Source organism: Streptomyces sp. NPDC097107, assembly GCF_044762405.1.
Taxonomy (GTDB): domain Bacteria; phylum Actinomycetota; class Actinomycetes; order Streptomycetales; family Streptomycetaceae; genus Streptomyces; species Streptomyces thinghirensis.
Genome location: NZ_JBIWEF010000001.1, coordinates 276732 through 299727 on the forward strand (window position 1 = coordinate 276732; position 22996 = coordinate 299727).

General features: G+C 72.8%; 17 protein-coding genes. 10 read left to right on the forward strand and 7 right to left on the reverse strand.

Going from position 1 to position 22996, the window contains the following annotated elements; all coding sequences use genetic code 11:
• Window positions 1-64 precede the first annotated feature (64 nt).
• The 3 genes from pepN to ACIQ1J_RS01335 all read right to left on the reverse strand — a co-directional run bounded on the left by pepN (window position 65) and on the right by ACIQ1J_RS01335 (window position 3606).
• Window positions 65-2563, reverse strand: a complete 2499-nt coding sequence (pepN, locus tag ACIQ1J_RS01325; RefSeq protein ID WP_403553076.1) for an aminopeptidase N — start codon at window positions 2561-2563, stop codon at window positions 65-67.
• Between the two features lie 144 nt (window positions 2564-2707).
• A complete protein-coding gene (locus ACIQ1J_RS01330) occupies window positions 2708-3070 on the reverse strand; it encodes a chorismate mutase (RefSeq protein ID WP_403553078.1) in 363 nt (120 codons plus the stop codon).
• A gap of 44 nt (window positions 3071-3114) precedes the next feature.
• Complete coding sequence (locus ACIQ1J_RS01335) at window positions 3115-3606, reverse strand: GNAT family N-acetyltransferase (RefSeq protein WP_403553080.1); 492 nt, start codon at window positions 3604-3606, stop codon at window positions 3115-3117.
• Between the two features lie 138 nt (window positions 3607-3744).
• On the opposite strand from ACIQ1J_RS01335, the gene ACIQ1J_RS01340 reads away from it, so the two are divergent.
• Window positions 3745-4644, forward strand: coding sequence for a hypothetical protein (locus ACIQ1J_RS01340; protein WP_403553082.1), 900 nt, complete (start codon window positions 3745-3747; stop codon window positions 4642-4644).
• Between the two features lie 87 nt (window positions 4645-4731).
• Window positions 4732-5367 carry an SIMPL domain-containing protein gene (locus tag ACIQ1J_RS01345; RefSeq protein WP_210959087.1) on the forward strand — a complete coding sequence of 212 codons (636 nt, stop codon included), beginning with the start codon at window positions 4732-4734 and terminating at the stop codon, window positions 5365-5367.
• Between the two features lie 148 nt (window positions 5368-5515).
• Here the strand turns inward: ACIQ1J_RS01345 and ACIQ1J_RS01350 are convergent, their stop codons facing one another.
• A complete protein-coding gene (locus ACIQ1J_RS01350) occupies window positions 5516-6241 on the reverse strand; it encodes a vWA domain-containing protein (RefSeq protein WP_403553084.1) in 726 nt (241 codons plus the stop codon).
• 153 nt (window positions 6242-6394) lie between these two features.
• On the opposite strand from ACIQ1J_RS01350, the gene ACIQ1J_RS01355 reads away from it, so the two are divergent.
• Together ACIQ1J_RS01355 and ACIQ1J_RS01360 are read left to right on the forward strand one after the other, a co-directional pair.
• A complete protein-coding gene (locus tag ACIQ1J_RS01355; protein WP_403553086.1) occupies window positions 6395-7330 on the forward strand; it encodes a rhomboid family intramembrane serine protease in 936 nt (311 codons plus the stop codon).
• Between the two features lie 13 nt (window positions 7331-7343).
• Window positions 7344-8246: a chitosanase gene (locus ACIQ1J_RS01360; protein WP_403553088.1), complete on the forward strand. Its 903-nt coding sequence runs from the start codon at window positions 7344-7346 to the stop codon at window positions 8244-8246.
• 116 nt (window positions 8247-8362) lie between these two features.
• Here the strand turns inward: ACIQ1J_RS01360 and ACIQ1J_RS01365 are convergent, their stop codons facing one another.
• The 3 genes from ACIQ1J_RS01365 to ACIQ1J_RS01375 all read right to left on the reverse strand — a co-directional run bounded on the left by ACIQ1J_RS01365 (window position 8363) and on the right by ACIQ1J_RS01375 (window position 15522).
• The gene (locus ACIQ1J_RS01365) at window positions 8363-9826 is read right to left on the reverse strand and encodes a glutamate synthase subunit beta (RefSeq protein WP_337303686.1); all 1464 of its coding nucleotides are present in this window, start codon (window positions 9824-9826) and stop codon (window positions 8363-8365) included.
• Window positions 9819-14363, reverse strand: a complete 4545-nt coding sequence (gltB, locus tag ACIQ1J_RS01370) for a glutamate synthase large subunit (RefSeq protein ID WP_403553090.1) — start codon at window positions 14361-14363, stop codon at window positions 9819-9821. Before gltB ends, ACIQ1J_RS01365 begins: the two co-directional genes overlap by 8 nt.
• Window positions 14364-14790: 427 nt before the next feature.
• Window positions 14791-15522, reverse strand: coding sequence for a VIT1/CCC1 transporter family protein (locus ACIQ1J_RS01375; protein WP_403553092.1), 732 nt, complete (start codon window positions 15520-15522; stop codon window positions 14791-14793).
• 234 nt (window positions 15523-15756) lie between these two features.
• On the opposite strand from ACIQ1J_RS01375, the gene ACIQ1J_RS01380 reads away from it, so the two are divergent.
• The 6 genes from ACIQ1J_RS01380 to ACIQ1J_RS01405 are packed head-to-tail and all read left to right on the forward strand — an operon-like array spanning window position 15757 to window position 22924.
• The gene (locus ACIQ1J_RS01380; RefSeq protein ID WP_403553094.1) at window positions 15757-16971 is read left to right on the forward strand and encodes an ADP-ribosylglycohydrolase family protein; all 1215 of its coding nucleotides are present in this window, start codon (window positions 15757-15759) and stop codon (window positions 16969-16971) included.
• Window positions 16968-18347, forward strand: coding sequence for an ADP-ribosylglycohydrolase family protein (locus ACIQ1J_RS01385; protein ID WP_403553096.1), 1380 nt, complete (start codon window positions 16968-16970; stop codon window positions 18345-18347). Before ACIQ1J_RS01380 ends, ACIQ1J_RS01385 begins: the two co-directional genes overlap by 4 nt.
• Entirely contained in the window at window positions 18344-19537 is a 1194-nt protein-coding gene (locus tag ACIQ1J_RS01390; protein WP_403553098.1) for an ADP-ribosylglycohydrolase family protein, read from the forward strand. Before ACIQ1J_RS01385 ends, ACIQ1J_RS01390 begins: the two co-directional genes overlap by 4 nt.
• Window positions 19525-20883, forward strand: coding sequence for an ADP-ribosylglycohydrolase family protein (locus ACIQ1J_RS01395; protein ID WP_403553100.1), 1359 nt, complete (start codon window positions 19525-19527; stop codon window positions 20881-20883). Before ACIQ1J_RS01390 ends, ACIQ1J_RS01395 begins: the two co-directional genes overlap by 13 nt.
• Window positions 20880-22103, forward strand: a complete 1224-nt coding sequence (locus tag ACIQ1J_RS01400; RefSeq protein ID WP_403553102.1) for a CaiB/BaiF CoA transferase family protein — start codon at window positions 20880-20882, stop codon at window positions 22101-22103. Before ACIQ1J_RS01395 ends, ACIQ1J_RS01400 begins: the two co-directional genes overlap by 4 nt.
• Complete coding sequence (locus ACIQ1J_RS01405) at window positions 22100-22924, forward strand: HpcH/HpaI aldolase/citrate lyase family protein (RefSeq protein ID WP_403553104.1); 825 nt, start codon at window positions 22100-22102, stop codon at window positions 22922-22924. The genes ACIQ1J_RS01400 and ACIQ1J_RS01405 overlap by 4 nt, the downstream gene beginning before the upstream one ends.
• Window positions 22925-22996: the final 72 nt, after the last annotated feature.

The window sequence follows — 22996 nt, forward strand, 5'->3', positions numbered from 1 at the left end:
AAGATCACAACCCGAAAGGGGTATCCCGCGGCCGGCCACCGGTCGGGGGCCGGCCGCGTCCGGGTCAGTGCGTGTCCGCTTCCCGTACTCGCAGGGCGCGGGCCAGGTCGTCGAGTTGGTCGGCGAGCTTGCGGCGCAGGGCGGGGATCGGGTCGGCGTCGTTGAGGCAGTCCTGGCCGAGGCGCAGGTTGTCGGCGTCGACGGCGTGGGCGGGGAAGGCCCAGCGGCCGGCGGCGTCGGCGATGGCGGGGCCGCGGCGGGCGGCGACGGCGACCGCCTCGGCGTAGTAGCGCGGTACGTAGTCCCGTACGAGGTCGGCCTGTTCGGGCTGCCAGAAGCCCTGGGCGGTGGCGGTGAAGAGGTAGTTGGAGAGGTCGTCGGTGGCGAACATGGCTTCCCAGGCGCGGCTCTTGGCCTCGGGGTCGGGCAGTGCGGCGCGGCAGCGGGCGGCGCCTTCCTGGCCGGTGGCGCTCGGGTCGCGTTCGAGTTCGGCGGTGATGGCCCTCTCGTCCGTGGCGCCGAGGACGGAGAGGCGGGTGAGGATGCGCCAGCGCAGTTCGGGGTCGAGTTCGGGGCCGCCGGGGACGGTGCCGTCGGCGAGCCAGGCGGCGATGGTGTGGGGGTGGGCGGCGGTGGCGATGCGGTGGCGTACGGCGATGAGGCGCAGGCCGGGGTGGTCGCCGTCCTCGGTGCGGCGGATGAGGTCGCGGCACAGGTCGGTGAGGGTGGTGAGGGCGGCGGGTCGCTGTTCGGGGGTGACGTAGCGGTCGGCGGCCTGGGCGGAGGCGAAGGCGAGGACGCCGTCGACGAGGGCGAGGTCGGTCTCGTACGGGAGGTGGGTGCGGGCGACGTCGAGGTAGGCGCGGGCGGGGAGTTCGCCGTCGCGGACGGCGTCGCGCAGGGCGTTCCAGACGACGGCGCGGGTGAGCGGGTCGGGCAGGCCGGACAGGCCGGTGCGCAGGGCTTCGAAGGACTCGGTGTCGAAGCGGATCTTGGCGTAGCTCAGGTCGCCGTCGTTGAGGACGACGAGGGCGGGGCGCTTGCCGATGGGCCGGGGTTCGGTCCGGGGTACGTCGAGGTCGAGGCGTTCGCGCAGGGTGAGCCGGCCCTCGTCGGTGAGGTCCTGGTCGTAGAGGCCGACGGCGATGCGGTGGGGCCGGGTGCCGGTGCGGTCGACCGTGAGTGCGCGGCTGCCGTTTTCGCCGGTGACGCGCGGGGCGAGGGTGTCGACGCCGGTGGTGCGCAGCCAGGCGTCGGCCCAGGCGTGGACGTCGCGGTCGGTGGCGGCGGCGAGGGAGTCGATGAAGTCGGCGAGGGTGGCGTTGGCGAACTTGTGCCTCTCGAAGTGGGTGTTGATGCCGGCGAGGAAGTCCTTCTCGCCGAGCCAGGCGACGAGTTGCCGCAGGGCGGAGGCGCCCTTGGCGTAGGAGATGCCGTCGAAGTTGAGGAGGGCGGAGGCGGTGTCCTCGACGTTCTCGGGGGCGACGGGGTGGGTGGTGGGGCGCTGGTCGGCGTCGTAGCCCCAGGGCTTGCGGGTGACGCCGAAGTCGGTCCAGGTCTCGGTGAAGCGGGTGGCCTCGGCGGTGGTCTGGTAGCCCATGTACTCGGCGAAGGACTCGTTCAGCCAGATGTCGTCCCACCACCGGAGGGTGACGAGGTCGCCGAACCACATGTGGGCCATCTCGTGGGCGATGACCATGGCGCGGGTCTGCCGCTGGGTGTCGGTGACGGCGGACCGGAAGACGAACTCGTCGCGGAAGGTGACCAGGCCCGGGTTCTCCATGGCGCCGGCGTTGAACTCGGGGACGAACGCCTGGTCGTAGGAGTCGAAGGGGTAGGGCTCGGTGAACTTCTCGTGGTAGCGGTCGTAGCAGCCGCGGGTGACTTCGAACAGCTCTTCGGCGTCGGTGTCCAGGTGGGGGGCGAGGGAGCGGCGGCAGTGGATGCCGAAGGGCAGGCCGCGGTGTTCGGTGCGCACGGAGTGCCAGGGGCCTGCGGCGACGGCGACGAGGTAGGTGGAGATCGGCGGTGTGGTGGCGGCCTTCCAGTGGCCTTCGCCGGTGTGTTCGGTGACGCCGTTGGAGAGGACGGTCCAGCCCTGGGGCGCCGTGACGGTCAGGTCGAAGACGGCCTTGAGGTCGGGCTGGTCGAAGGCGGCGAAGACGCGCTGGACGTCGTCCAGGAACAGCTGCGTGTAGACGTAGGTCTCGCCGTCGGCGGGGTCGGTGAAGCGGTGCATGCCCTCGCCGGTGCTGGAGTAGCGCATGGCCGCCTCGACGCGCAGCTCGTGCTCGCCGGGGGTGAGGTTCTTCAGCGCCAGCCGGTTCTCGTCGAGGGTGTCCGGGTCGAGGGGGTGTCCGTCCAGGGTGGCGGTGCGCAGCTCGGCGGGCTTGACCTCGACGAAGGTGTCCGTGGTGTCCGTGTCGCCGCGGACGGTGAACCGGATGACGGTGCGGGAGTCGAAGGTCTCGTCCCCACCGGTCAGATCGAGGTCGATCGCGTAGTGGTGGACGTCGAGGAGCCGGGCACGGGTCTGCGCTTCGTCGCGCGTCAGTACGGACATGCACGACATGCTGCCTGATGCCGTCGGCAGCGCACAGCGGCGGATCGGTACGCGGATTATGTCCGGTCCGTACGAGGCCGCCGCGCCCCCGGCGTGCGCCCCCGTGGGCGAGGGGCGCGGGGACTGTCGGGACCCGGCCGGGACTCAGCCGGAGGCCGGGGCCGTGCCGTTGCCGTCTCCGTTGCCGTTGCTCTCCGCGATGCGCTCGTGGTGGTGGATCACTTCGGCGATGATGAAGTTCAGGAACTTCTCGGCGAACGCCGGGTCCAGCTTGGCGCTCTCGGCGAGGGCCCGCAGCCGGGCGATCTGCTTCGCCTCACGCGCCGGATCGGCGGGCGGCAGCTGGTGCCCGGCTTTGAGGTGGCCGACCTGCTGGGTGCACTTGAAGCGCTCGGCGAGCATGTGGACGACGGCCGCGTCGATGTTGTCGATGCTGTCCCGCAGCCGGGCCAGTTCCTCGCGGACGGCGGGGTCGACGGCACCGGTACCGGTGTGGCTGGTGGTCATGGGCGCCAACCCTACGGGCGGGCCCCGGGCTGTCGCAGTCCGTCTCAGGCCCCGAGAACGCCGCCGGTGCCACCCACCCCGATCCGCTTGTGGAAGTACACGTCCTCGTGTCCGCCGGGCACGCCCTCGTGTCCGCCGGGCACGCCCTCGACGCGGCCCCGCTCCCGGAAACCGAGCCTCGGGTAGAAGCCGGGCGCCTGGAAGGTGTGTGTGGACACGATCATGTCGCTGCAGCCGCGCCGGACCGCCTCCTCCCCCGCCCGCATCAGCCGGCTCCCCCAGTCGGCCTGCCGCTGCTCCTCGCACACCCACAGCACGTCCACGGAGGCGAGGGTGGACCAGGTCCAGGCGGTGAGCCCGCCGGCCAGGGCGCCCGGCGCGTCGGTGACGCGCACGGTGAGGGGTTGGGTCCGCGCGCCGCCGGCGGCCGCGGTGTTGAAGGCGGTCAGCTCGTCGTCGGGCCGCTGTTCCAGGTCGTCGTCCGCGCCACCCGCGCGCGGGGTGGCGGCGGCGACTGAGTGCTGTTCGCTGGTCACGGTTCCGGATCGTGCCGTGGGCCGGAGCGCGGGGCGAACGGTTTGTGCGGGCGCCGCGCGGGGAGGGCTCGGCGCTGCTCGTACGGCGGTCCTCCTCGTACAGTGGGAGAAGGGTTCAGGCGTCTTGGGGGTTCAGGCGTGGCGAACGGCGGACCGGTCGAGCACGGTTACCCGCACCTGGAGACGGTGCGGGCCGCCGTCACGGCGCTCTACAAGCGGCTGTCCTACGACACCGTGCAGACGTTCTCGGCCAGCGTGGCCCCGGCCGACGTGGCGTTCTGCGACACCGACGACCTGTACCTGGGCACCCAGCGGGTGGCCCGCGAACTGGTGCGTCACTACCGTCTCCCCGACGCCCGGATGATCGTCTCCTTCCGGGAGATGACGCACGCGGCGAGTGTCGAGCTGGCGGCGGGGCCCGAGTACTTCATCGAGCTGAACGACCGTTTCCGCACTCATCGCCGGGACATCGGCGCGGCCCTCGCGCACGAGGTGATGCACGTGTATCTGCACCGCCTCGACCTGTCCTTCCCCGGCACCCGGGACAACGAGATCCTCACCGACACCGCGACGACGTACTTGGGCGCCGGCTGGCTGCTGCTCGACGCCTACCGGGAGGACTCGGCGTCGTCGCAGAAGCTCGGATATCTGACGCCGGAGGAGTTCGGCTACGTCCTGGCCAAGCGGGCGCTGGTCTTCGGTGAGGACCCGTCGGTGTGGTTCACCAGTCCGCAGGCCTACACGGCGTACGTCAAGGGCATGGCCAGGGCCCGCCGGGACGAGCAGCAGCCGCCGCTCACCGCGGCCGGCTGGGCGGGCCGTCGCCGCTACGCCCGGGACCGCCGCCACGCGCAGGACCCGCGTGCCGTCCCCGTTCCTCCGGCGGAGGGCCCGTACTCCTTCACGCCGGGCGGGCGCGAGCCGCTGCGGGTGTCGTTCCCCTGTCCGACCTGTCATCAGCGGATCAGGGTGCCGGTACGGGGGCGGGTACGGGCGCGGTGCGGGCTGTGCCGGACGGTGCTGGAGTGCGACACGTAGACCGGCACGTGGGCCGGCACATGGACCGGCACGTGGGCCGGCACGTGGGCCGGCACATGGACCGGCGAACGGTGCTTCAATGCGCGCATGACGGAGACGATCAGGGAGCCCTGGGGGCTCAGTGTGTTCGGTGCGGGCAGTGTGCGGGTCGAACCGCAACTGGTGCGGGTGAAGCTGGCGGTGGACGTGCTGGAGCCTTCGCCGGACGGGGCCTTCCAGGAGGCGGGGACGGCCGTGACACGGCTGCGCGAGGTGCTGCGCCGGCACGGGATACCGGACACCTCGGTCTCGGGCTCCCGGCTCACGCTCAGTTCGGAGTACAACGGCTACGGCGGTGAGCGGACGTTCGCCGGCTACCGCTGCCAGGCCTCGTACTCCGTGGAGACCGGTGCGCTGGACGACCTCCAGCGGCTGATCGTGGACGCGGTCGAGGCGGGCGCGCACCGCATCGACAGCGTCGAGTTCGACGTGCACGACAAGCCGGCGATGCGCGACGAGGCCCGCCGCAGGGCCGTGGCCGCCGCGCGGCGCAAGGCCGACGTGTACACGGAGGCGGCGGGTGTGCGGCTGGGTCCGGTGGTGCACATCCAGGACGTGGACGCCGAGTCCTTCGTCCAGTACCGCGGTCACGGCGGCGGGGGCGGCGGCTCGGCCGGGGACCTGGCACCGGGGATGGTGGAGGTGTCGGCGGGTGTGGTGCTGGGATTCGCGCTGAGCCGCTGAGCCGCCCGGCCCGCCGGCCCGACGGCCCCCGCCGACCCCGCTGAACGCCGGCCCGCCGACCCCACTGAACGCCGGCCCGCCGACCCCACTGAACGCCGGCCCGCCGGCCCCCGCCGCACTCACTGACCGCCGGGCCGCCGGCCCTGTCTCAGGCAGGCCGCACGATGCCCTGCGCCCGCGCGGCCACCAGCCACTTGGGGAACTCGCCCACCAGTCGGTCGTACAGCTCGGCGTCGGTCGCCTTCCGCGGGTCGCGGCCCGCGTGGAAGAACCCGGCGTTGTCGACGACCCGTTTGCCCGGCACCGCCAGCTCGTCGAGCTTGCGCAGGTACTCGAACTGGCGGCTGCCCGGGTCGCCGAACCCGACGAACTGCCAGAACAGCGGCAGCGGCGCCGCCTTGCACAGGTACCGCTCCGCGGCGAGCCGGTTGACCGGGCCGCCGTCGGTCTGGAAGACGACCAGGGCGGGGTGGCGGGCGCCGCTGTCGAGGTAGTGGTCGATCACGGCGTCCATGGCCAGGTGGTAGCTGGTCCTGCCCATGTGCCCGAGGCCGGCCACGATCCGCTCGATCCGGCCTTGGTGGTCGGCGAGCGCGATCTCCGTGACGGCGTCGACGTCCGTGGAGAAGAACACCACCGGCACGGTGCCGTCGTCGTCGAGGTGTGCGGACAGCCCGAGCACCCGGTCGGCGAGCGCCTGCACGCTGCCGTCCTTGTAGTACGGCTTCATCGAACCGGAGTAGTCGACGACGAGGTAGACCGCCGCCCGTGTCCGCTCCAGCCCGTGCTTGGCCAGCGACACCCCGGCGCTCCTGTACGGACCGACCAGCGCCGGCGCGGTCTCCCGCAGCTTGGTGAGACTGATCGCGGCCATGCGGACTCCCCCCGTCACCCCGTACGTACGGCATCTGGCTGCCGAGGTTACGGCACGGCGCACCCCGCCTCTCAGCTCATCCACAGGCATTCGCTATTTTGTTCGCCGCCGTCCCCACCGGCTCATCGTCCGTCCCGTCCCGAGGAGCCGGCCGTGGATTCCGAGTCCACCGTCACCACCTGCTACCGCCATCCCGCGGTGGAGTGCCACGTCCGCTGCATCCGCTGTGAGCGCTTCATCTGCCCGGACTGCATGCGCGAGGCGTCCGTGGGCCATCACTGCCCCGAGTGCGTGAAGGAGGCGGCGCGGTCGCTCCGGCAGGCCCGGACGCTCGTCGGCGGGCGGGTGTCGACGACGCCCGTGGTGACGTACGTCCTGTTCGGTCTCAACGTCCTCGCGTATCTGGCGGAGGTGGTGCGGCCGGAGATCGTGGACCGGTTCGCCATGGTCGGCGCGCGGCTGGTCGGCCCGGACGGCGGCTACTACGCCGGCGACGGCCCCCGCTTCGTCTTCGGGCCGGTTCGGGTGGAGGGCGTCGCCGGGGGCGAGTGGGAGCGGTTGCTCACCGGCGCCTTCCTCCACGTCTCGCCGTTCGAGGGGACGTTCGGGATCCTGCACATCACGATGAACATGATCGCGTTGTGGCAGCTGGGGCGGGTGGTGGAGCTGATGCTCGGCCGGGTCCGTTTCGCCGTCCTGTACCTGCTGTCGGCGCTGGGCGGCTCCGTCCTGCAGCTGGTGTTCGACGACCCCTGGCAGTCCTCCGTCGGGGCGTCGGGCGCGGTCTTCGGCGTGGCGGCCGCGTACTACGTCCTGCACCGCCGGCTGGGCGCGGACATGACCTCGGTCAACCGTTTCATGGGGTTGCTGCTGCTGTGGCTGGTGGTGTCCGCCGGGCTCACCTCCTGGCAGGGCCATCTCGGCGGCCTGCTGGTGGGCGGCGCGCTGGCCCTGGCGTACGCCTACGCTCCCCGGGGCGGGCGCCGGGTGGCGGTCCAGGTGGGCGCGTGCGCGGGGCTGGTGGTGCTGCTGGCGGTGACGGCGGCGGTCAAGGTGTCGGAACTGACAGGCGGAGGTCTTCCCCTATGAGAGGTGTTCCCCGATGAAACGTGCCGGTGTGCTGCTCCTCGCGGCCGTTCCCGTGATCGCCACGGGGGTGTACTTCGTGATGCCGGCGGACTCGGCCGACGCCCCGGTGACGCCGCCCGTGGCCACCACCCAGTCGTCCCGCGAGGACGCCAAGAGCCGGGCGGAGGAGGAGCGGGAGGCGGACGACGCGCTGATCGCCGGCCTGCCGCCGGGGCTCGCCGCCCCCGCGAAGAAGGAGCTGGCCCAGCAGCTGGTGTCCAGCGCCGAGAGCTCGACGACCAAGTGGCGCACCTCCTACGGCACGATCGACGACCTCGGCGACGGGTGCGGCTACACGGCGGGCATCATCGGCTTCTGCACGGGCACGCACGATCTGCTCACGCTGGTCGAGCGCTACACGAAGTCCTACCCGGACAACGGCCTGGCGGAGTACCTGCCCGCCCTGCGCGAGGTCGACGGCAGCGACTCCCACGAGGGCCTGGACCCCGGTTTCACGGCCGCCTGGCAGGCGGAGGCGGAACTCCCGGCGTTCCGTGCGGCCCAGGAGGAGGAGCGCGACCGCGTCTACTTCGAACCGGCGGTCCGCCTGGCCAAGCTGGACGGTCTCGGCACGCTGGGGCAGTTCGTCTACTTCGACGCGATGGTCTTCCACGGCCCCGACACGGACGCCGAGGGCTTCTACGGGCTGCGTGAGCGGGCCATGCGCGAGGCGAGGACGCCGGGGCGGGGCGGCGCCGAGAAGGCCTACCTGAAGACCTTCCTGGACGTCCGCCGGGACGCCATGCGGGCGAAGCGTCCGGGCATCGACACCTCCCGCGTGGACACGGCGCAGCGCCGGTTCCTGGAGGCCGGGAACATGAAGCTGGACACGCCGCTGGTGTGGGAGATGTACGGGGACACGTACCGGCTGCCGTAGCGACTGCCGTAGGCGCGGATGCGACGGCGCCTGCCCTGTGTCCGGTCGGGGACGGGGCAGGCGCCATCAGTGTTCCGCACGCCTTTGTGCGGGACGTTCTTCGGTTGTTCCGTCCGTCAGACCGCGAGGGCGCGGTCCGTCGGGCGGATCGGGGCCGGCAGTTCGCTGGCTCCGGTCAGGAAGCTGTCGGCGCCGCGGGCGGCCGAGCGGCCCTCCGCGATCGCCCAGACGATGAGCGACTGGCCGCGGCCGGCGTCACCGGCGACGAACACACCCGGCACGTTGGTCTGGAAGTCGGCGTCCCGGGCGATGTTACCGCGTTCGTCGAGCTCCAGGCCGAACTGGTCGACCAGGCCGTTCTCCCGGTCGGTGCCGGTGAAGCCCATGGCGAGGGTGACCAGCTGGGCCGGGATCTTGCGCTCGGTGCCCGGCTTCGGGGTGAGCTTGCCGTCGATGAACTCGACCTCGCTCATGTGCAGCCACTGGACGTTGCCGTCCTCGTCGCCCTCGAAGTGGGTGGTGGAGACGGCGTAGACCCGCTCGCCGCCCTCCTCGTGGGCCGAGGTGACCTTGTAGAGCATCGGGAAGGTCGGCCACGGCTGGCGCACCGCGTCCCGCTCCTCGCCCGGCCGGGGCATGATCTCCAGCTGGGTGACGGAGGCCGCGCCCTGGCGGTGGGCGGTGCCCACGCAGTCGGCGCCGGTGTCGCCGCCGCCGATGACGACGACGTGCTTGCCCTCGGCCGTGATCGGCGGGGCGACGTAGTCACCCTCCTGGACCTTGTTGGCCAGGGGCAGGTACTCCATGGCCTGGTAGATGCCCTTGAGCTCGCGGCCGGGGGCCGGCAGGTCGCGGGCGGTGGTGGCGCCGGCGGCGATGACCACGGCGTCGTAGCGCTTCTTGAGGTCGGTGGCCTTGAGGTCGCGGCCGATCTCGACGCCGGTGCGGAAGCGGGTGCCCTCCGCGCGCATCTGCTCGATACGGCGGTTGATGTGCCGCTTCTCCATCTTGAACTCGGGGATGCCGTACCGCAGGAGGCCTCCGATGCGGTCCGCCCGCTCGTAGACGGCGACCGTGTGGCCGGCCCGGGTCAGCTGCTGGGCGGCGGCGAGACCCGCCGGGCCCGAGCCGATGACGGCGACGGTCTTGCCGGACAGGCGCTCGGGGATCTGCGGGGCGACGTCCCCGGTCTCCCACGCCTTGTCAATGATCGAGACCTCGACGTTCTTGATGGTGACCGGCGGCTGGTTGATGCCGAGCACGCACGCGGACTCGCACGGAGCCGGGCACAGGCGGCCGGTGAACTCCGGGAAGTTGTTGGTGGCGTGCAGGCGCTCCTGCGCGGCCGACCAGTCCTCGCGGTAGGCGTAGTCGTTCCACTCGGGGATCAGGTTCCCGAGCGGGCAGCCGTTGTGGCAGAACGGGATGCCGCAGTCCATGCACCGGCTGGCCTGCTTGCTGATGATCGGCAGCAGGGAGCCGGGGACGTAGACCTCGTTCCAGTCCTTGACGCGCTCCTCGACGGGGCGGGTCTTGGCGACCTCGCGTCCGTGGTTCAGGAAGCCCTTGGGATCAGCCATTGGTCGCCGCCTCCATCATCTTCTCGGTGGTCTCGGTCTCGGAGAGACCGGCTCGCTCGGCGGCGTCCTTGGCGGCGAGCACTGCCTTGTACGTGCTGGGGATGATCTTGCTGAAGCGCTCCACGGCGGCGGGCCAGTCGGCGAGCAGCTTCTCGGCGACGGTGGAGGCCGTCTCCTCCCGGTGCCGGCGCACCACGTCGTGCAGCCACTGCTTGTCGGTTTCGTCGAGGGCCTCGATCGCGCCCACGTTGCCGGCGTTGACGTTGTCGCGGTCGAGGTCGATGACGTAGGCGACGCCGCCGGACATGCCGGCCGCGAAGTTGCGCCCGGTCTCGCCGAGGACGACCGCGTGGCCGCCGGTCATGTACTCGCAGCCGTGGTCGCCGACGCCCTCGGAGACGACCAGCGCGCCGGAGTTGCGGACGCAGAAGCGCTCGCCGACCTTGCCGCGCAGGAACATCTCGCCGCCGGTGGCGCCGTAGCCGATGGTGTTGCCGGCGATGGTGGAGTACTCGGCGAGGTGGTCGGCGCCCCGGTCGGGGCGGACGATCACCCGGCCGCCGGAGAGGCCCTTGCCGACGTAGTCGTTGGCGTCGCCCTCCAGGCGCAGCGTGATGCCGCGCGGGACGAAGGCGCCGAAGGACTGGCCGGCGGAGCCGGTGAAGGTGATGTCGACGGTGTCGTCGGGCAGGCCCGCGCCGCCGAACTTCTTGGTCACCTCGTGGCCGAGCATGGTGCCGACCGTGCGGTTGATGTTGCGGATCGCGACCTGGGCGCGCACCGGCGCGACGTCGGTGGCGTCGGAGGCGGCCAGCGCGTCCGACGCCAGCTTGATCAGCTGGTTGTCGAGCGCCTTCTCCAGGCCGTGGTCCTGCTCGACGGCCCGGTGGCGCACCGCGCCCTCGGGCAGCGCGGGCACGTGGAACAGCGGCTCCAGGTCGAGGCCCTGCGCCTTCCAGTGGTTCACGGCGCGGGTGACGTCGAGGGTCTCGGCGTGGCCGACGGCCTCCTCGATGGAGCGGAAGCCCAGTTCGGCGAGGATCTCGCGGACCTCCTCGGCGATGAACCGGAAGAAGTTCACGATGTACTCGGCCTTGCCGGAGAACCGGTCGCGCAGCGTCGGGTTCTGGGTGGCGATGCCGACCGGGCAGGTGTCCAGGTGGCAGACGCGCATCATGACGCAGCCGGAGACGACGAGCGGCGCGGTCGCGAAACCGAACTCCTCGGCGCCGAGGAGCGCGGCGATGACGACGTCCCGGCCGGTCTTGAGCTGGCCGTCGGTCTGCACGACGATCCGGTCGCGCAGGCCGTTGAGCAGCAGGGTCTGCTGGGTCTCGGCGAGGCCCAGCTCCCAGGGACCGCCCGCGTGCTTGAGCGAGGTGAGCGGGGAGGCGCCGGTGCCGCCGTCGTGGCCGGAGATGAGGACGACGTCCGCGTGCGCCTTGGAGACACCCGCCGCGACCGTGCCGACGCCGACCTCGGAGACCAGCTTGACGTGAATCCGCGCCTGCGGGTTCGCGTTCTTCAGGTCGTGGATCAGCTGAGCGAGGTCCTCGATGGAGTAGATGTCGTGGTGCGGCGGCGGGGAGATCAGGCCGACGCCGGGGGTGGAGTGCCGGGTCTTGGCGACCCAGGGGTACACCTTGTGGCCGGGCAGCTGGCCGCCCTCGCCGGGCTTGGCGCCCTGGGCCATCTTGATCTGGATGTCGTCCGCGTTGACCAGGTACTCGGACGTGACGCCGAAGCGGCCGGAGGCGACCTGCTTGATCGAGGAGCGGCGTGCCGGGTCGTACAGGCGCTCCGGGTCCTCGCCGCCCTCACCGGTGTTGGACTTGCCGCCCAGCTGGTTCATGGCGATGGCGAGGGTCTCGTGCGCCTCCTGGGAGATGGAGCCGTACGACATGGCGCCGGTGGAGAAGCGCTTGACGATCTCGGAGGCGGGCTCGACCTCGTCGACGGAGATCGGCCGGCGGTCGCTCTTGAAGCCGAAGAGCCCGCGGAGCGTCATGAGCCGCTCGGACTGCTCGTTCACCCGCTCGGTGTACTTCTTGAAGGTGTCGTACTTGCCGGAGCGCGTGGAGTGCTGGAGGCGGAAGACCGTCTCCGGGTCGAACAGGTGCGGCTCGCCCTCACGGCGCCACTGGTACTCGCCGCCGATGTCCAGGGCGCGGTGGGCGGGCGCGATGCCGCTGGCCGGGTACGCCTTGGCGTGGCGGGCTGCGACCTCCTTGGCGATGACGTCGATGCCGACGCCGCCGATCTTGGTGGCCGTGCCGTTGAAGTACTTGGCGACGAATGCCTCGTCGAGGCCGACGGCCTCGAAGACCTGGGCGCCGCGGTAGGAGGCGACGGTGGAGATGCCCATCTTGGACATGACCTTGAGGACGCCCTTGCCGAGGGCGTAGATCAGGTTGCGGATGGCCTGCTCGGGCTCGCCGTCGACGGACTGGAGGAAGGTGCCCGCGCGGACCAGGTCCTCGACGGACTCCATGGCCAGGTACGGGTTGACCGCGGCGGCGCCGTAGCCGATGAGCAGGGCGACGTGGTGGACCTCGCGGACGTCGCCGGCCTCGACCAGCAGGCCCACCTGGGTGCGCTGCTTGGTGCGGATGAGGTGGTGGTGGACGGCCGCGGTGAGCAGCAGCGAGGGGATCGGGGCGTGCTCGGCGTCCGAGTGGCGGTCGGACAGGACGATCAGCCGGGCGCCGTTCTCGATGGCGGCGTCGGCCTCGGCGCAGATCTCCTCTATGCGCGCGGCGAGCGCGTCGCCGCCGCCGTGCACCCGGTAGAGACCGGAGAGGGTCGCGGCCTTGAAGCCGGGCATGTCGCCGTCGGCGTTGATGTGGATGAGCTTGGCCAGCTCGTCGTTGTCGATGACCGGGAAGGGCAGCAGGACGCTGCGGCAGGAGGCGGCCGTCGGGTCCAGCAGGTTGCCCTGCGGGCCCAGGGAGCTGCGCAGGGAGGTGACCAGTTCCTCGCGGATCGCGTCCAGCGGCGGGTTGGTGACCTGTGCGAACAGCTGGGTGAAGTAGTCGAAGAGCAGCCGGGGGCGCTCGGAGAGCGCGGCGATCGGCGAGTCGGTGCCCATGGAGCCGATCGGCTCGGCACCGGCCTTGGCCATCGGTGCGACGATGACGCGCAGTTCCTCCTCGGTGTACCCGAAGGTCTGCTGGCGTCGGGTGACCGAGGCGTGGGTGTGCACGATGTGCTCGCGCTCGGGCAGGTCGGACAGCTCGATCTCGCCGGCCTCGATCCACTCGGCGTACGGCTTCTCCGCCGCGAGCTGGGCCTTGACCTCGTCGTCCTCGATGATGCGGTGCTCGGCGGTGTCCACGAGGAACATGCGGCCGGGCTGGAGGCGGCCCTTGCGGACGACCTTGGCCGGGTCGATGTCCAGGACGCCGACCTCGGAGCCGAGGACGACGAGGCCGTCGTCGGTGACCCAGTAGCGGCCGGGGCGCAGACCGTTGCGGTCGAGCACGGCGCCGACCTGGGTGCCGTCGGTGAAGGTGACGCAGGCGGGGCCGTCCCAGGGCTCCATCGTCGTGGAGTGGAACTGGTAGAAGGCGCGCCGGGCGGGGTCCATGGAGTCGTGGTTCTCCCACGCCTCCGGGATCATCATCAGCACGGAGTGCGGCAGCGAGCGCCCGCCGAGGTGCAGCAGCTCCAGGACCTCGTCGAAGGAGGCGGAGTCGGAGGCGTCCGGCGTGCAGATCGGGAAGAGCCGCTCCAGGTCCGGGGAGGAGCCGAACAGACCGGAGGCGAGCTGGGACTCGCGGGCGACCATCCAGTTGCGGTTGCCCTTGACCGTGTTGATCTCGCCGTTGTGCGCGACGAAGCGGTACGGGTGGGCGAGCGGCCAGGCCGGGAAGGTGTTCGTCGAGAACCGGGAGTGCACGAGCGCGATCGCGGAGGCGAAGCGGCGGTCGGACAGGTCCGGGAAGAAGGGCTCCAGCTGGCCGGTGGTCAGCATGCCCTTGTAGACGATGGTCCGCGCGGACAGCGACGGGAAGTAGACGGCGGCCTCGCGCTCGGCGCGCTTGCGCAGCACGAAGGCGCGGCGGTCGAGGGCGATGCCCTGCGACTCGCCGTCGGCCACGAAGATCTGGCGGAAGACCGGCATGGTCGAGCGGGCGGTGGCGCCCAGCAACTGCGGGGCGACCGGGACCTCGCGCCAGCCGAGGACGGTGAGGCCCTCCTCGGTCGCGATCGCCTCGATCCGCGAGACGGCGTCCTCGGTGCCGTCCACCGGCAGGAAGGCGATACCGACGGCGTACGCCCCGGCCTCGGGCAGTTCGAATCCGGCCACCTCGCGGAGGAAGGCGTCCGGCACCTGGGAGAGGATGCCCGCGCCGTCGCCCGAGTCGGGCTCGGAGCCGGTGGCACCCCGGTGCTCGAGGTTGCGCAGCACGGTGAGTGCCTGGTCGACCAGGGTGTGGGACGCCTCGCCGGTCAGAGTGGCGACGAAACCGACGCCACAGGCGTCGTGCTCGTTGCGGGGGTCGTACATACCCTGCGCAGCAGGGCGAGCATCCATGAAGGACCGGTTCTGGCCATTCGCGGAATGCTGGGACGGCTGGCGCGGCGTACGCATCGGCTCTCCCGTCGTCGTCATCTGGCATGTGCAAGTTGCCGAGGGACGACGTTGGCCCTCTGCTTGAGTGCAAAATTTCGTGCAGGTTACATGATGGAGTGGTTCTCGGGAACCGGGATAATCCGTTCCAACATGCGGACACCGGGGGTCCGCGGCGGGGTGCCGCACCCGGCGGTGGAAGCTATGGAGACCGCAGCGGACAGATCGATGCCCGCCGGCCCGGGGCACGGAGGGAGCTTCGTCGCTCACTCCGCCGATGCGCGGCGGGCCTCATTGCCCACAGCGCTTACGGCTCATGCCCGGGGATCACACACTCGAAACCAGCGAGTAACGGCTACCTATGCGGTCCGACGCATAAGTTCGAGCCGGGCTATCCTACGGCCGTTCCGAACAGGCCGCCCAGGACGTACGTCACACCGGCCGCCGCACCACCGAGGGCGAGCTGGCGCAGTCCGCTGTACCACCAGCTGCGCGCCGTCACCTTGGCCACCACCGCGCCGCACAGGAACAGCCCGGCCAGCGCGAGCACCACCGCGGGCCACAGCGCAGTGGCGCCGAGCAGGAACGGCAGGACGGGCAGCAGGGCGCCCAGCGCGAACGAACCGAACGACGACACGGCCGCGACCGACGGCGAGGGCAGGTCGCCGGGGTCGATGCCCAGCTCCTCGCGGGCGTGTATCTCCAGGGCCTGCTCCGGGTCACGGGACAGCTGCCGGGCCACCTCGCGCGCGAGTCCCGGCTCCACGCCCCGCGCCTCGTAGAGCGCGGCCAGCTCGGCCTCCTCGTCCGCCGGGTGCTTCTTCAGCTCCCGGCGCTCCACGTCCAGCTCGGCCTCGACGAGCTCGCGCTGCGAGGCGACGGAGGTGTACTCGCCGGCGGCCATGGAGAAGGCGCCGGCGGCGAGTCCGGCGAGCCCGCTGATCACCACGGTCTGCTGACTCGCCGTGCCGCCCGCGACACCGGTCATCAGGGCGAGGTTGGAGACCAGGCCGTCCATGGCGCCGAAGACGGCGGGGCGCAGCCAGCCGCCGTTCACGTCGCGGTGGGTGTGGTTGTCGCGGTGCGCCTCGTGCAGCGGCGCCTCGGTCTCGATGATGGCCATGAGAGTTCCCCCGGGGAAGCTAGTTTGGACCTGGTCTACTTCTCGACAACAACCAATCTACGCCGATCATTTCCGCCTCGCCAGCAAGGAAAGGCTGGGCTTACCAGCGGCTTTACCCTTGTGCGCTCATCCGTGATCTTGACTGCCCACATGTCGACCGGGTGACGCTGAGCCCTGTGAGGCTGCGCGGCACACCCACCGGGGACAGATGCGCAAAGGGAGAGGAGCGGCCGCATGGCATCCACCGCCTGCATTCCCCCGGTCCCCGCGCCCGGTGACGCCGTCGGGCTCCGCGAACGGGCCCGGGGCGCACTGCTGGGACTGGCCGTCGGCGACGCCCTCGGGGCGCCGGCCGAGAACATGAAGCCCTCCGAGATCCGCGCCCGCTGGGGCCGCATCACGGGATACGTGGCCAGGAAGCCGGCCGGCACCGACGACACCGAGTACGCGATCTTCTCGGGCCTGCTGCTGGCCCGGTACGGCTCCGCGCTCACCCCCGCCCATGTCGAGACGGCCTGGCACGAGTGGATCGCGGACCGGGAGGAGGGTCCCTTCCGGGGCGCGGGCTTCAGCGAACGCGGCACCCTGGAGAACCTGCGCCGGGGCCTCGCCGCCCCCATCTCCGCGCAGCACCGCCACGCCTGGAGCGACGGGCTGGCCATGCGGGCCGCCCCCTACGGCGTCTTCGCGGCGGGCCGTCCCGCCGAGGCGGCCCGGCTGGTGGCGATCGACGGCTCGGTCAGCCACGAGGGCGAGGGCATCTACGGCGGCCAGGCGGTGGCGGCGGGAGTCGCGGCGGCGATGGCGGGGGCACCGACCGTCGCGGTCGTCGCCTCCGCCCTGGCCGTCGTACCGGACGACTCCTGGACGGCCCGCTGCCTGCGCCGCGCGATGACGGCGGCCCACCGCGGCGAACGCGCCGTCCGCTCCGCGGTGGTCATCGGCGGCTACCCCTGGACCGACCTGGCGCCCGAGGCGGTCGCCCTCGCCTTCGGCGCGTACGCGGCGGCCGACGGCGACTTCACGGACGCGGTGCTGACGGCCGTCAACATGGGCCGCGACGCCGACACCACGGCAGCGGTGGCCGGCGCCCTGGCCGGCGCGACCCAAGGAGCCGCCGCCATCCCCGCCGAGTGGGCATCGGCCATCGGCCCGGCCCGCGGCAGCTGCCTGCCGGCGATGGCCGGACACCACGTGCTGGAGGTGGCGGACCTGCTGACGCGGGGGGCGGAGGAGGCGCTGCGCGGTGCGGAGGAGGCGCAGCGCGGTGCGGAGGCGGGGACGCGCGGTGCGGAGGCGGGGACGCGGAGGACGGAACCGGTGACGCGGAGTGGGGGGACGGGAGCGCCGAGCCCGGAACCGGCAACACGAAGCGCGGACACGAAGACGCCCAGCCCGGAACCGGCAACGCATATGGACCGCGACGAGCCCACGGGGGTGACGCCGTGAGCCGGGCACGTCCCGGCGGTGAGGAACCCGCCACCACGGCGTACGTCGCACCGCCCGGCGCGCCGGAGGAGCCCGCGCCCACCGGCAGCGGGCACCGGCCGGGTCCCGAGCCCGCCGCCCCGCCCCGCACCGCGCCATGGGGCGAAGCCACCGCGCCACCCGGCTCCGGGCCCGAGGCTGCCGCCCCGCCCCGCCCGGCACCGCGACCCGACCGCATCGAGGGGCTCCTCCTCGGGCTCGCCGCGGGAGACGCCGCCGGCTGGCCCGCCGCCCGGCACCGGGCCGCCCGGATGCCCGAGTGGACGCGCCGCCTCACCCGCGAGCTGGACACCTTCGCCGAGCAGAACGCGACCACCACCCTCCCCGTCCCCATCGCCCTGAACCAGCCCCCTGAGCCGCTGCGCCTCGGCCCGTCCGACGACGCCGAGTGGGCGGCGTTCGCGGCGGAGGCGGTGCTGCGGGCCGGCGACGACAGCGCGCTCGGGGACCTGAGCCGGGAACGCCGGATGCGGGCGGCGATCGACCTGACCTGGAACGCCGTCGCCAGTGAGGTGGCCGCGGCGACGGAACGGGCACCGGAGGCCGAGTCGGCGGTACTGCCGCTGCGGGCCCGCATCTCGGTACGGGCCGGGCTCGGCAACCTCGCCACCGGCCTGCGCCCGCCCGCCACCGGCCACGACAACCCGCACTACTTCGACGACGCCGCCTGCGTCCGGGCCTGCGTCCTCGCCGTCGCCCACCCCGGCGACCCGCGGCCCGCCGCCGACCTCGCCGAGTTCGACGCCCGCTACACCCAGGACGGCGACGGCGTGCACGGCGCGCGGGCCATGGCGGCGGCCGTGGCGTGCGCTCTCGACGGCGCGGACGTGCGCACCTGCGTGGACGCCGCGCTCGCCGAACTTCCCGGAGAGACGGAGATCGGCCGCAATGCCCGCCAGGCACTGGCCCTGGCGGCGGACGCCGAGAGCACCTTCGCTCTCGTGCCGCTGCTGGAGCACCAGATCGTCGACCACGTCTACAGCTACGGCATCGCCGCCGCCGAGACCGTCCCGGTCGCCCTCGCCCTGGCCACCGCCGCCCGGGGCCGCATCGCGGAGGCCGTACCGGCGGCGGCCTGTCTGTCGAGGGTCGCCGACTCCGCTCCCGCGCTGACGGGCGCCCTCACCGGTGCGCTGGGCGGCGGCACGTCGATCCCCGCGTCCTGGCGGGAGACCTGCCGCACCCTCCCCGGCTGCGTACTGCCCCGTCTCACCGGCACCGACCTGGTCGAACTCGCCGGACTCCTGCACGCCACGCAACCGTCCCGACGCGAAGAACGCGAAGAACGCGAAGGACCCGAAGGACGGAAAGGACGAGAAGGGCGACACGCGACATGAGGACACCCGGCACAGCGGCGAACGGCACAGTGGAGAAGGCCACGCCGACCCTTCAGGAGCGCATCACCGGCGCCCTCGTCGGCGCGGCCGTCGGTGACGCGCTCGGCGGCCCGGTCGAGGGCTACTCCCCCGAGCAGATCCTCGAACGCCACGGCGGCCGCGTCCACGGCGTCGTCGGCCCCTGGAACGGCGACGCCTGGCGCACCGCCCGCCCCATCGCCCCGTACCACAAGGGTGACGGCCACGTCACCGACGACACCCTGATGACCCACGCGCTGGTCCGGGTGTACGGCACGGTCCGCGACCACCTCGACGCCTACTCGGTCTCCGAGCACCTGGTTCCGGACCTGATCACGAACCCGCGCTGGATCCCGGAGCTGGAGGCCGAGGCGCTCCCGCTCCAACGGGTCTTCCTGGCGGAGAAGTGGCTCGCCGCCAGGATCCACTACGGCCACGTGGACCCCCGCGAGGCGGGCACCGGCAACATCGTCAACTGCGGCGCCGCGATGTACATGGCCCCGGTCGGCCTGGTCAACGCCGCCCACCCGGCGGGCGCCTACGCCGAGGCGCTGGACGTCGCCGGCGCACACCAGTCGTCGTACGGCCGTGAGGCGGCGGGTGTCCTCGCGGCGGCGGTGGCCGCGGCGTGCGCGCCGGGGGCGACGCCGGACTCGGTGGTGTCGGCCTGTCTGTCCCTGGCGAAGGACGGCACCCGCGCGGCGATCGAGGCGGTATGCGAAGTGGCCTCCCGGTACTCGGACTTCGAGTCGGCGCTCGCGCCGCTGCGGGAGGCGGTGGCCCCCTACGACACGGTGGGCCCCGACTACCGCGCGCCCTCACTGGCCGCACGCCGCCCGTCCCGCGTGCACGCGATCGAGGAACTGCCCGTCGCCCTCGGCATGTTACTCGTCTCCGGAGGCGACTACCGGCACGCGGTCCTCGGCGCGGTGAACTACGGCCGGGACTGCGACTCCATCGCCACGATGGCGGGCGCGCTGGCCGGTGCGCTGAGTTCGCCGGTCCCGGAGGACTGGGCGAAGACGGTCGCGGAGGCGAGCCGGCTGGACCTCTGGGAACCGGCCGCGACGCTCACCGCCGTGGCCCGGGAGGTCTTCGAGCGCGATGTGGCGCGACGCCGCCTCCACGAGCGGGCGTTCACCGCGATCGGAGGCGCGGGATGCTCCGACTGACCTGGGTCCAGCCCGAGGACCTGATCGGCCACGAACTTCGCCAGGCGGCGCAGGACGGCCGCGACCCGTCGGCGATCGCGGCTCGCTGGAGGGCGGCAGGCGGCCGCGAGGCCCCCGCCCGAGCAGGCACGTCCACGCAGCCGGCCTCCCCCCGCCTCCGCCTGCTGGCGGAGGACCTGCTGGACGGACTGGCCGACCTGCCGAGCCCGCTGACGGACCAGGAACCGACCGAACTGGACCGGATCGAGGCCCTGTGCCCCGACTGGCCCGCCCCCCGGCCCGAAGCCGTGCTCCCCGCCCGTCTGGAAGCGGCCTGGCTCGGCCGTGCCGCCGGCTGCCTCCTCGGCAAGCCCGTCGAGAAGCTCCCCCTGACCGGCGTCCGCCTCCTCGCCAAAGCCGCCGGCAACTGGCCCCCGACCGCCTACTTCACCGCCCGGGGCCTCCCCGCGGGCCTCACCGCCACGTACCCCTGGAACCGCCGCTCCGCGCCGACCTCCCTCGCCGAGAACATCGACGGCATGCCCGAGGACGACGACCTCAACTACCCCCTGCTCGGCCTCCTGCTCCTCCAGCGACACGGCAGGACCTTCACCACCGCCGACGTCGCCCGCGTCTGGCTCGACGAGCTGCCCGCAGGCCGCACCTTCACCGCCGAACGCCTCGCCTACCGCAACCTCCTCACCGGCCTCGAACCCCCGCACACCGCCCGCCACCGCAACCCCTTCCGCGAGTGGATCGGCGCCCTGATCCGCGCCGACGTGCACGGCTGGACCAACCCCGGCGACCCGGCCGCCGCCGCCGAGCAGGCGCACCGCGACGCGACCCTCACCCACACCGCCAACGGCGTCTACGCGGCGATGTTCGCGGCGGCCGTCATCGCCACCGCCGCCACCGGCACCCACGACGTCCACGCCTGTCTGCGCACCGGCCTCGCGGTCGTACCGCCCGGGTCCCGCCTCGCCGAAGCCGTCCGCCACGGCGTCCACCTCGCCGAAACCCACGCCGACTTCGACACCGTCGTGGACGCGCTCCACGCCCGCCACTCCCCCACCCACCACTGGGTCCACGCCGTCCCCAACACCGCCCTGCTCGCCGCGGCCCTCACCCACGCGGACGGCGACTTCACCGGCTCGGTCTCCCGTGCCGTGTCGGGAGGCTGGGACACCGACTCCAACGGCGCCACCGCCGGCAGCGTCGCCGGTCTCCTGGCCGGTTCCCCCGCCGCCCTGCCCGAGCACTGGACGGCCCCCCTGAAGAACCGCCTGGCCACCTCGGTGGGCGACTTCGACGGCACCGGCTTCGACACCCTCGCCCACCTCACCCACAGGGAGGCCACCCGCCCATGACCGTGCCCCCGCCCGTCGTGCCCCCCGCCCCCGTCCACGCCCCGCTGACCGGCCTGCGCGTCCTCGACCTCGCCACCCTCTTCGCGGGCCCGCTCGCGGCCACCATGCTCGGCGACTTCGGTGCCGAGGTCGTCAAGGTCGAGCACCCCGACCGGCCCGACCCCTCCCGGGGCCACGGCCCGTCCAAGGACGGCATCGGCCTGTGGTGGAAGCTGCTGGGCCGCAACAAGCGCACGATCACCCTGGACCTGTCCAAGTCCGCCGGCCGCACCACCCTGCTGCGCCTCGCCGCCACCGCGGACGTCGTCATCGAGAACTTCCGCCCCGGCACCCTGGAGAAGTGGGACCTGGGCTGGGACGAGCTGTCCGCCGTCAACCCGCGCCTGGTCCTCACCCGGGTCACCGGCTTCGGCCAGTTCGGCCCGTACGCGCGCCGCCCCGGCTTCGGCACGCTCGCCGAGGCCATGAGCGGCTTCGCCGCGATGACCGGCGAACCGGACGCGCCCCCGACACTGCCGCCGTTCGGCCTCGCGGACTCGATCGCCGCCCTGGCGACGGCGTACGCCGTGATGACCGCGCTCGCCGCGCGGGAGCGCACCGGCGAGGGACAGGTCGTCGACATGGCGATCATCGAGCCGATCCTGACCGTGCTGGGCCCTCAGCCGACCTGGTACGACCAGCTCGGCCACGTGCAGCCGCGCACCGGCAACCGCTCCCAGAACAACGCCCCGCGCAACACCTACCGCACCGCCGACGGCACCTGGGTCGCCGTCTCCACCTCGGCCCAGTCGGTCGCCGAGCGCGTGATGCGCCTGGTGGGCCGCCCGGAGCTGATCGACGAGCCCTGGTTCGGGTCCGGCGCCGAGCGGGCCCGGCACTCCGACGTGCTCGACGCGGCGGTCGGCGACTGGATCGCCCGGCACAGCCGCGCCGACGTCCTCGCCGCCTTCGAAAAGGCCGAGGCCGCGGTCGCCCCGGTCCAGGACGTACGGGACGTGATGGCCGACCCGCAGTACCAGGCCCTCGACACGGTCACCACCGTCGACGATCCCGAGCTGGGTCCGCTGCGCATGCAGAACGTCCTCTTCCGGCTCTCCGCGACCCCCGGCGCGATCCGCTGGGCGGGCCGCCCGCACGGCGCGGACACCGAAGAGGTGCTGACCGAGCTGGGCCTGACCCCGGCGGATGTGAAGGAGCTGCGCGAGGAGGGCGTCGTATGACCGCACCCCCGCTGACCTGGCTGTACGCCCCCGGGGACCGGCCGCGGGTGGTCGCGAAGGCGCTGGCCGCCGGCGCCGACGTCGTCGTGATCGACCTGGAGGACGCGGTCGCCCCGGACCGCAAGGAGTACGCCCGCGAGGCCACCGCCGAGCTGCTCACCGAGCCGCAGCCGGTGCCGGTCCACGTCCGCGTCAACGCCCTGGACGGGCCGTTCGCCGCGGCGGACCTGGCGGCGCTGGCCGCGCTGCCGGGACTGTCCGGGCTGCGCCTGCCCAAGGTCGCGTCCCCGGAGCAGATCACCGGCGTCGCGGCGGCGACCGGCGGGCCGCCCCTGTACGCGCTCCTGGAGACGGCCCTGGGCGTGGAGCGCGCGTACCGGATCGCCGCGGCCCATCCGTCACTGCGCGGCATCGCCCTCGGCGAGGCCGACCTCCGGGCCGACCTGGGCGTACGCGGTGACGCGGGCCTGGACTGGTCCCGCTCGCGCGTGGTCGTGGCCGCGCGGGCGGCGGGGCTGGCGCCGCCGTCGCAGACGGTGCATCCGGACACCCGGGACCTGGAGGGCCTGGCCGCCTCCTGTGCCCACGGCCGGGCCCTGGGCTTCCTCGGCCGGGCCGCGATCCACCCCCGCCAGCTGCCGATCATCGAGCGGGCGTACCTGCCGACCGAACGGGAGCTGGAGGAGGCGGAGACGATCGTCAAGGCGGCCACCGCGCAGCCGGGCGCACTGGCGTTGCCGGACGGGCGGTTCGTCGACGCGGCGGTGGTGGCGACGGCCCAGCGGACCCTGTCACTGGCCCGGCGGCCCGCCCTGTCCTGACACGGGCGTCCGGACACAGGCGTCCCGACACAGGCGTCCCGACACAGGCCGAGGGCGCCCGGAGAGTTCCGG

Coding starts and splice junctions, on each gene's coding strand:
- pepN (WP_403553076.1), bottom strand. CDS start 2,563: ATGTCCGTACTGACGCGCGACGAAGCGCAGACCCGTGCCCGGCTCCTC.
- ACIQ1J_RS01330 (WP_403553078.1), bottom strand. CDS start 3,070: ATGACCACCAGCCACACCGGTACCGGTGCCGTCGACCCCGCCGTCCGC.
- ACIQ1J_RS01345 (WP_210959087.1), top strand. CDS start 4,732: ATGACGGAGACGATCAGGGAGCCCTGGGGGCTCAGTGTGTTCGGTGCG.
- ACIQ1J_RS01350 (WP_403553084.1), bottom strand. CDS start 6,241: ATGGCCGCGATCAGTCTCACCAAGCTGCGGGAGACCGCGCCGGCGCTG.
- ACIQ1J_RS01360 (WP_403553088.1), top strand. CDS start 7,344: ATGAAACGTGCCGGTGTGCTGCTCCTCGCGGCCGTTCCCGTGATCGCC.
- ACIQ1J_RS01365 (WP_337303686.1), bottom strand. CDS start 9,826: ATGGCTGATCCCAAGGGCTTCCTGAACCACGGACGCGAGGTCGCCAAG.
- gltB (WP_403553090.1), bottom strand. CDS start 14,363: ATGGATGCTCGCCCTGCTGCGCAGGGTATGTACGACCCCCGCAACGAG.
- ACIQ1J_RS01375 (WP_403553092.1), bottom strand. CDS start 15,522: ATGGCCATCATCGAGACCGAGGCGCCGCTGCACGAGGCGCACCGCGAC.
- ACIQ1J_RS01380 (WP_403553094.1), top strand. CDS start 15,757: ATGGCATCCACCGCCTGCATTCCCCCGGTCCCCGCGCCCGGTGACGCC.
- ACIQ1J_RS01390 (WP_403553098.1), top strand. CDS start 18,344: ATGAGGACACCCGGCACAGCGGCGAACGGCACAGTGGAGAAGGCCACG.
- ACIQ1J_RS01395 (WP_403553100.1), top strand. CDS start 19,525: ATGCTCCGACTGACCTGGGTCCAGCCCGAGGACCTGATCGGCCACGAA.
- ACIQ1J_RS01400 (WP_403553102.1), top strand. CDS start 20,880: ATGACCGTGCCCCCGCCCGTCGTGCCCCCCGCCCCCGTCCACGCCCCG.
- ACIQ1J_RS01405 (WP_403553104.1), top strand. CDS start 22,100: ATGACCGCACCCCCGCTGACCTGGCTGTACGCCCCCGGGGACCGGCCG.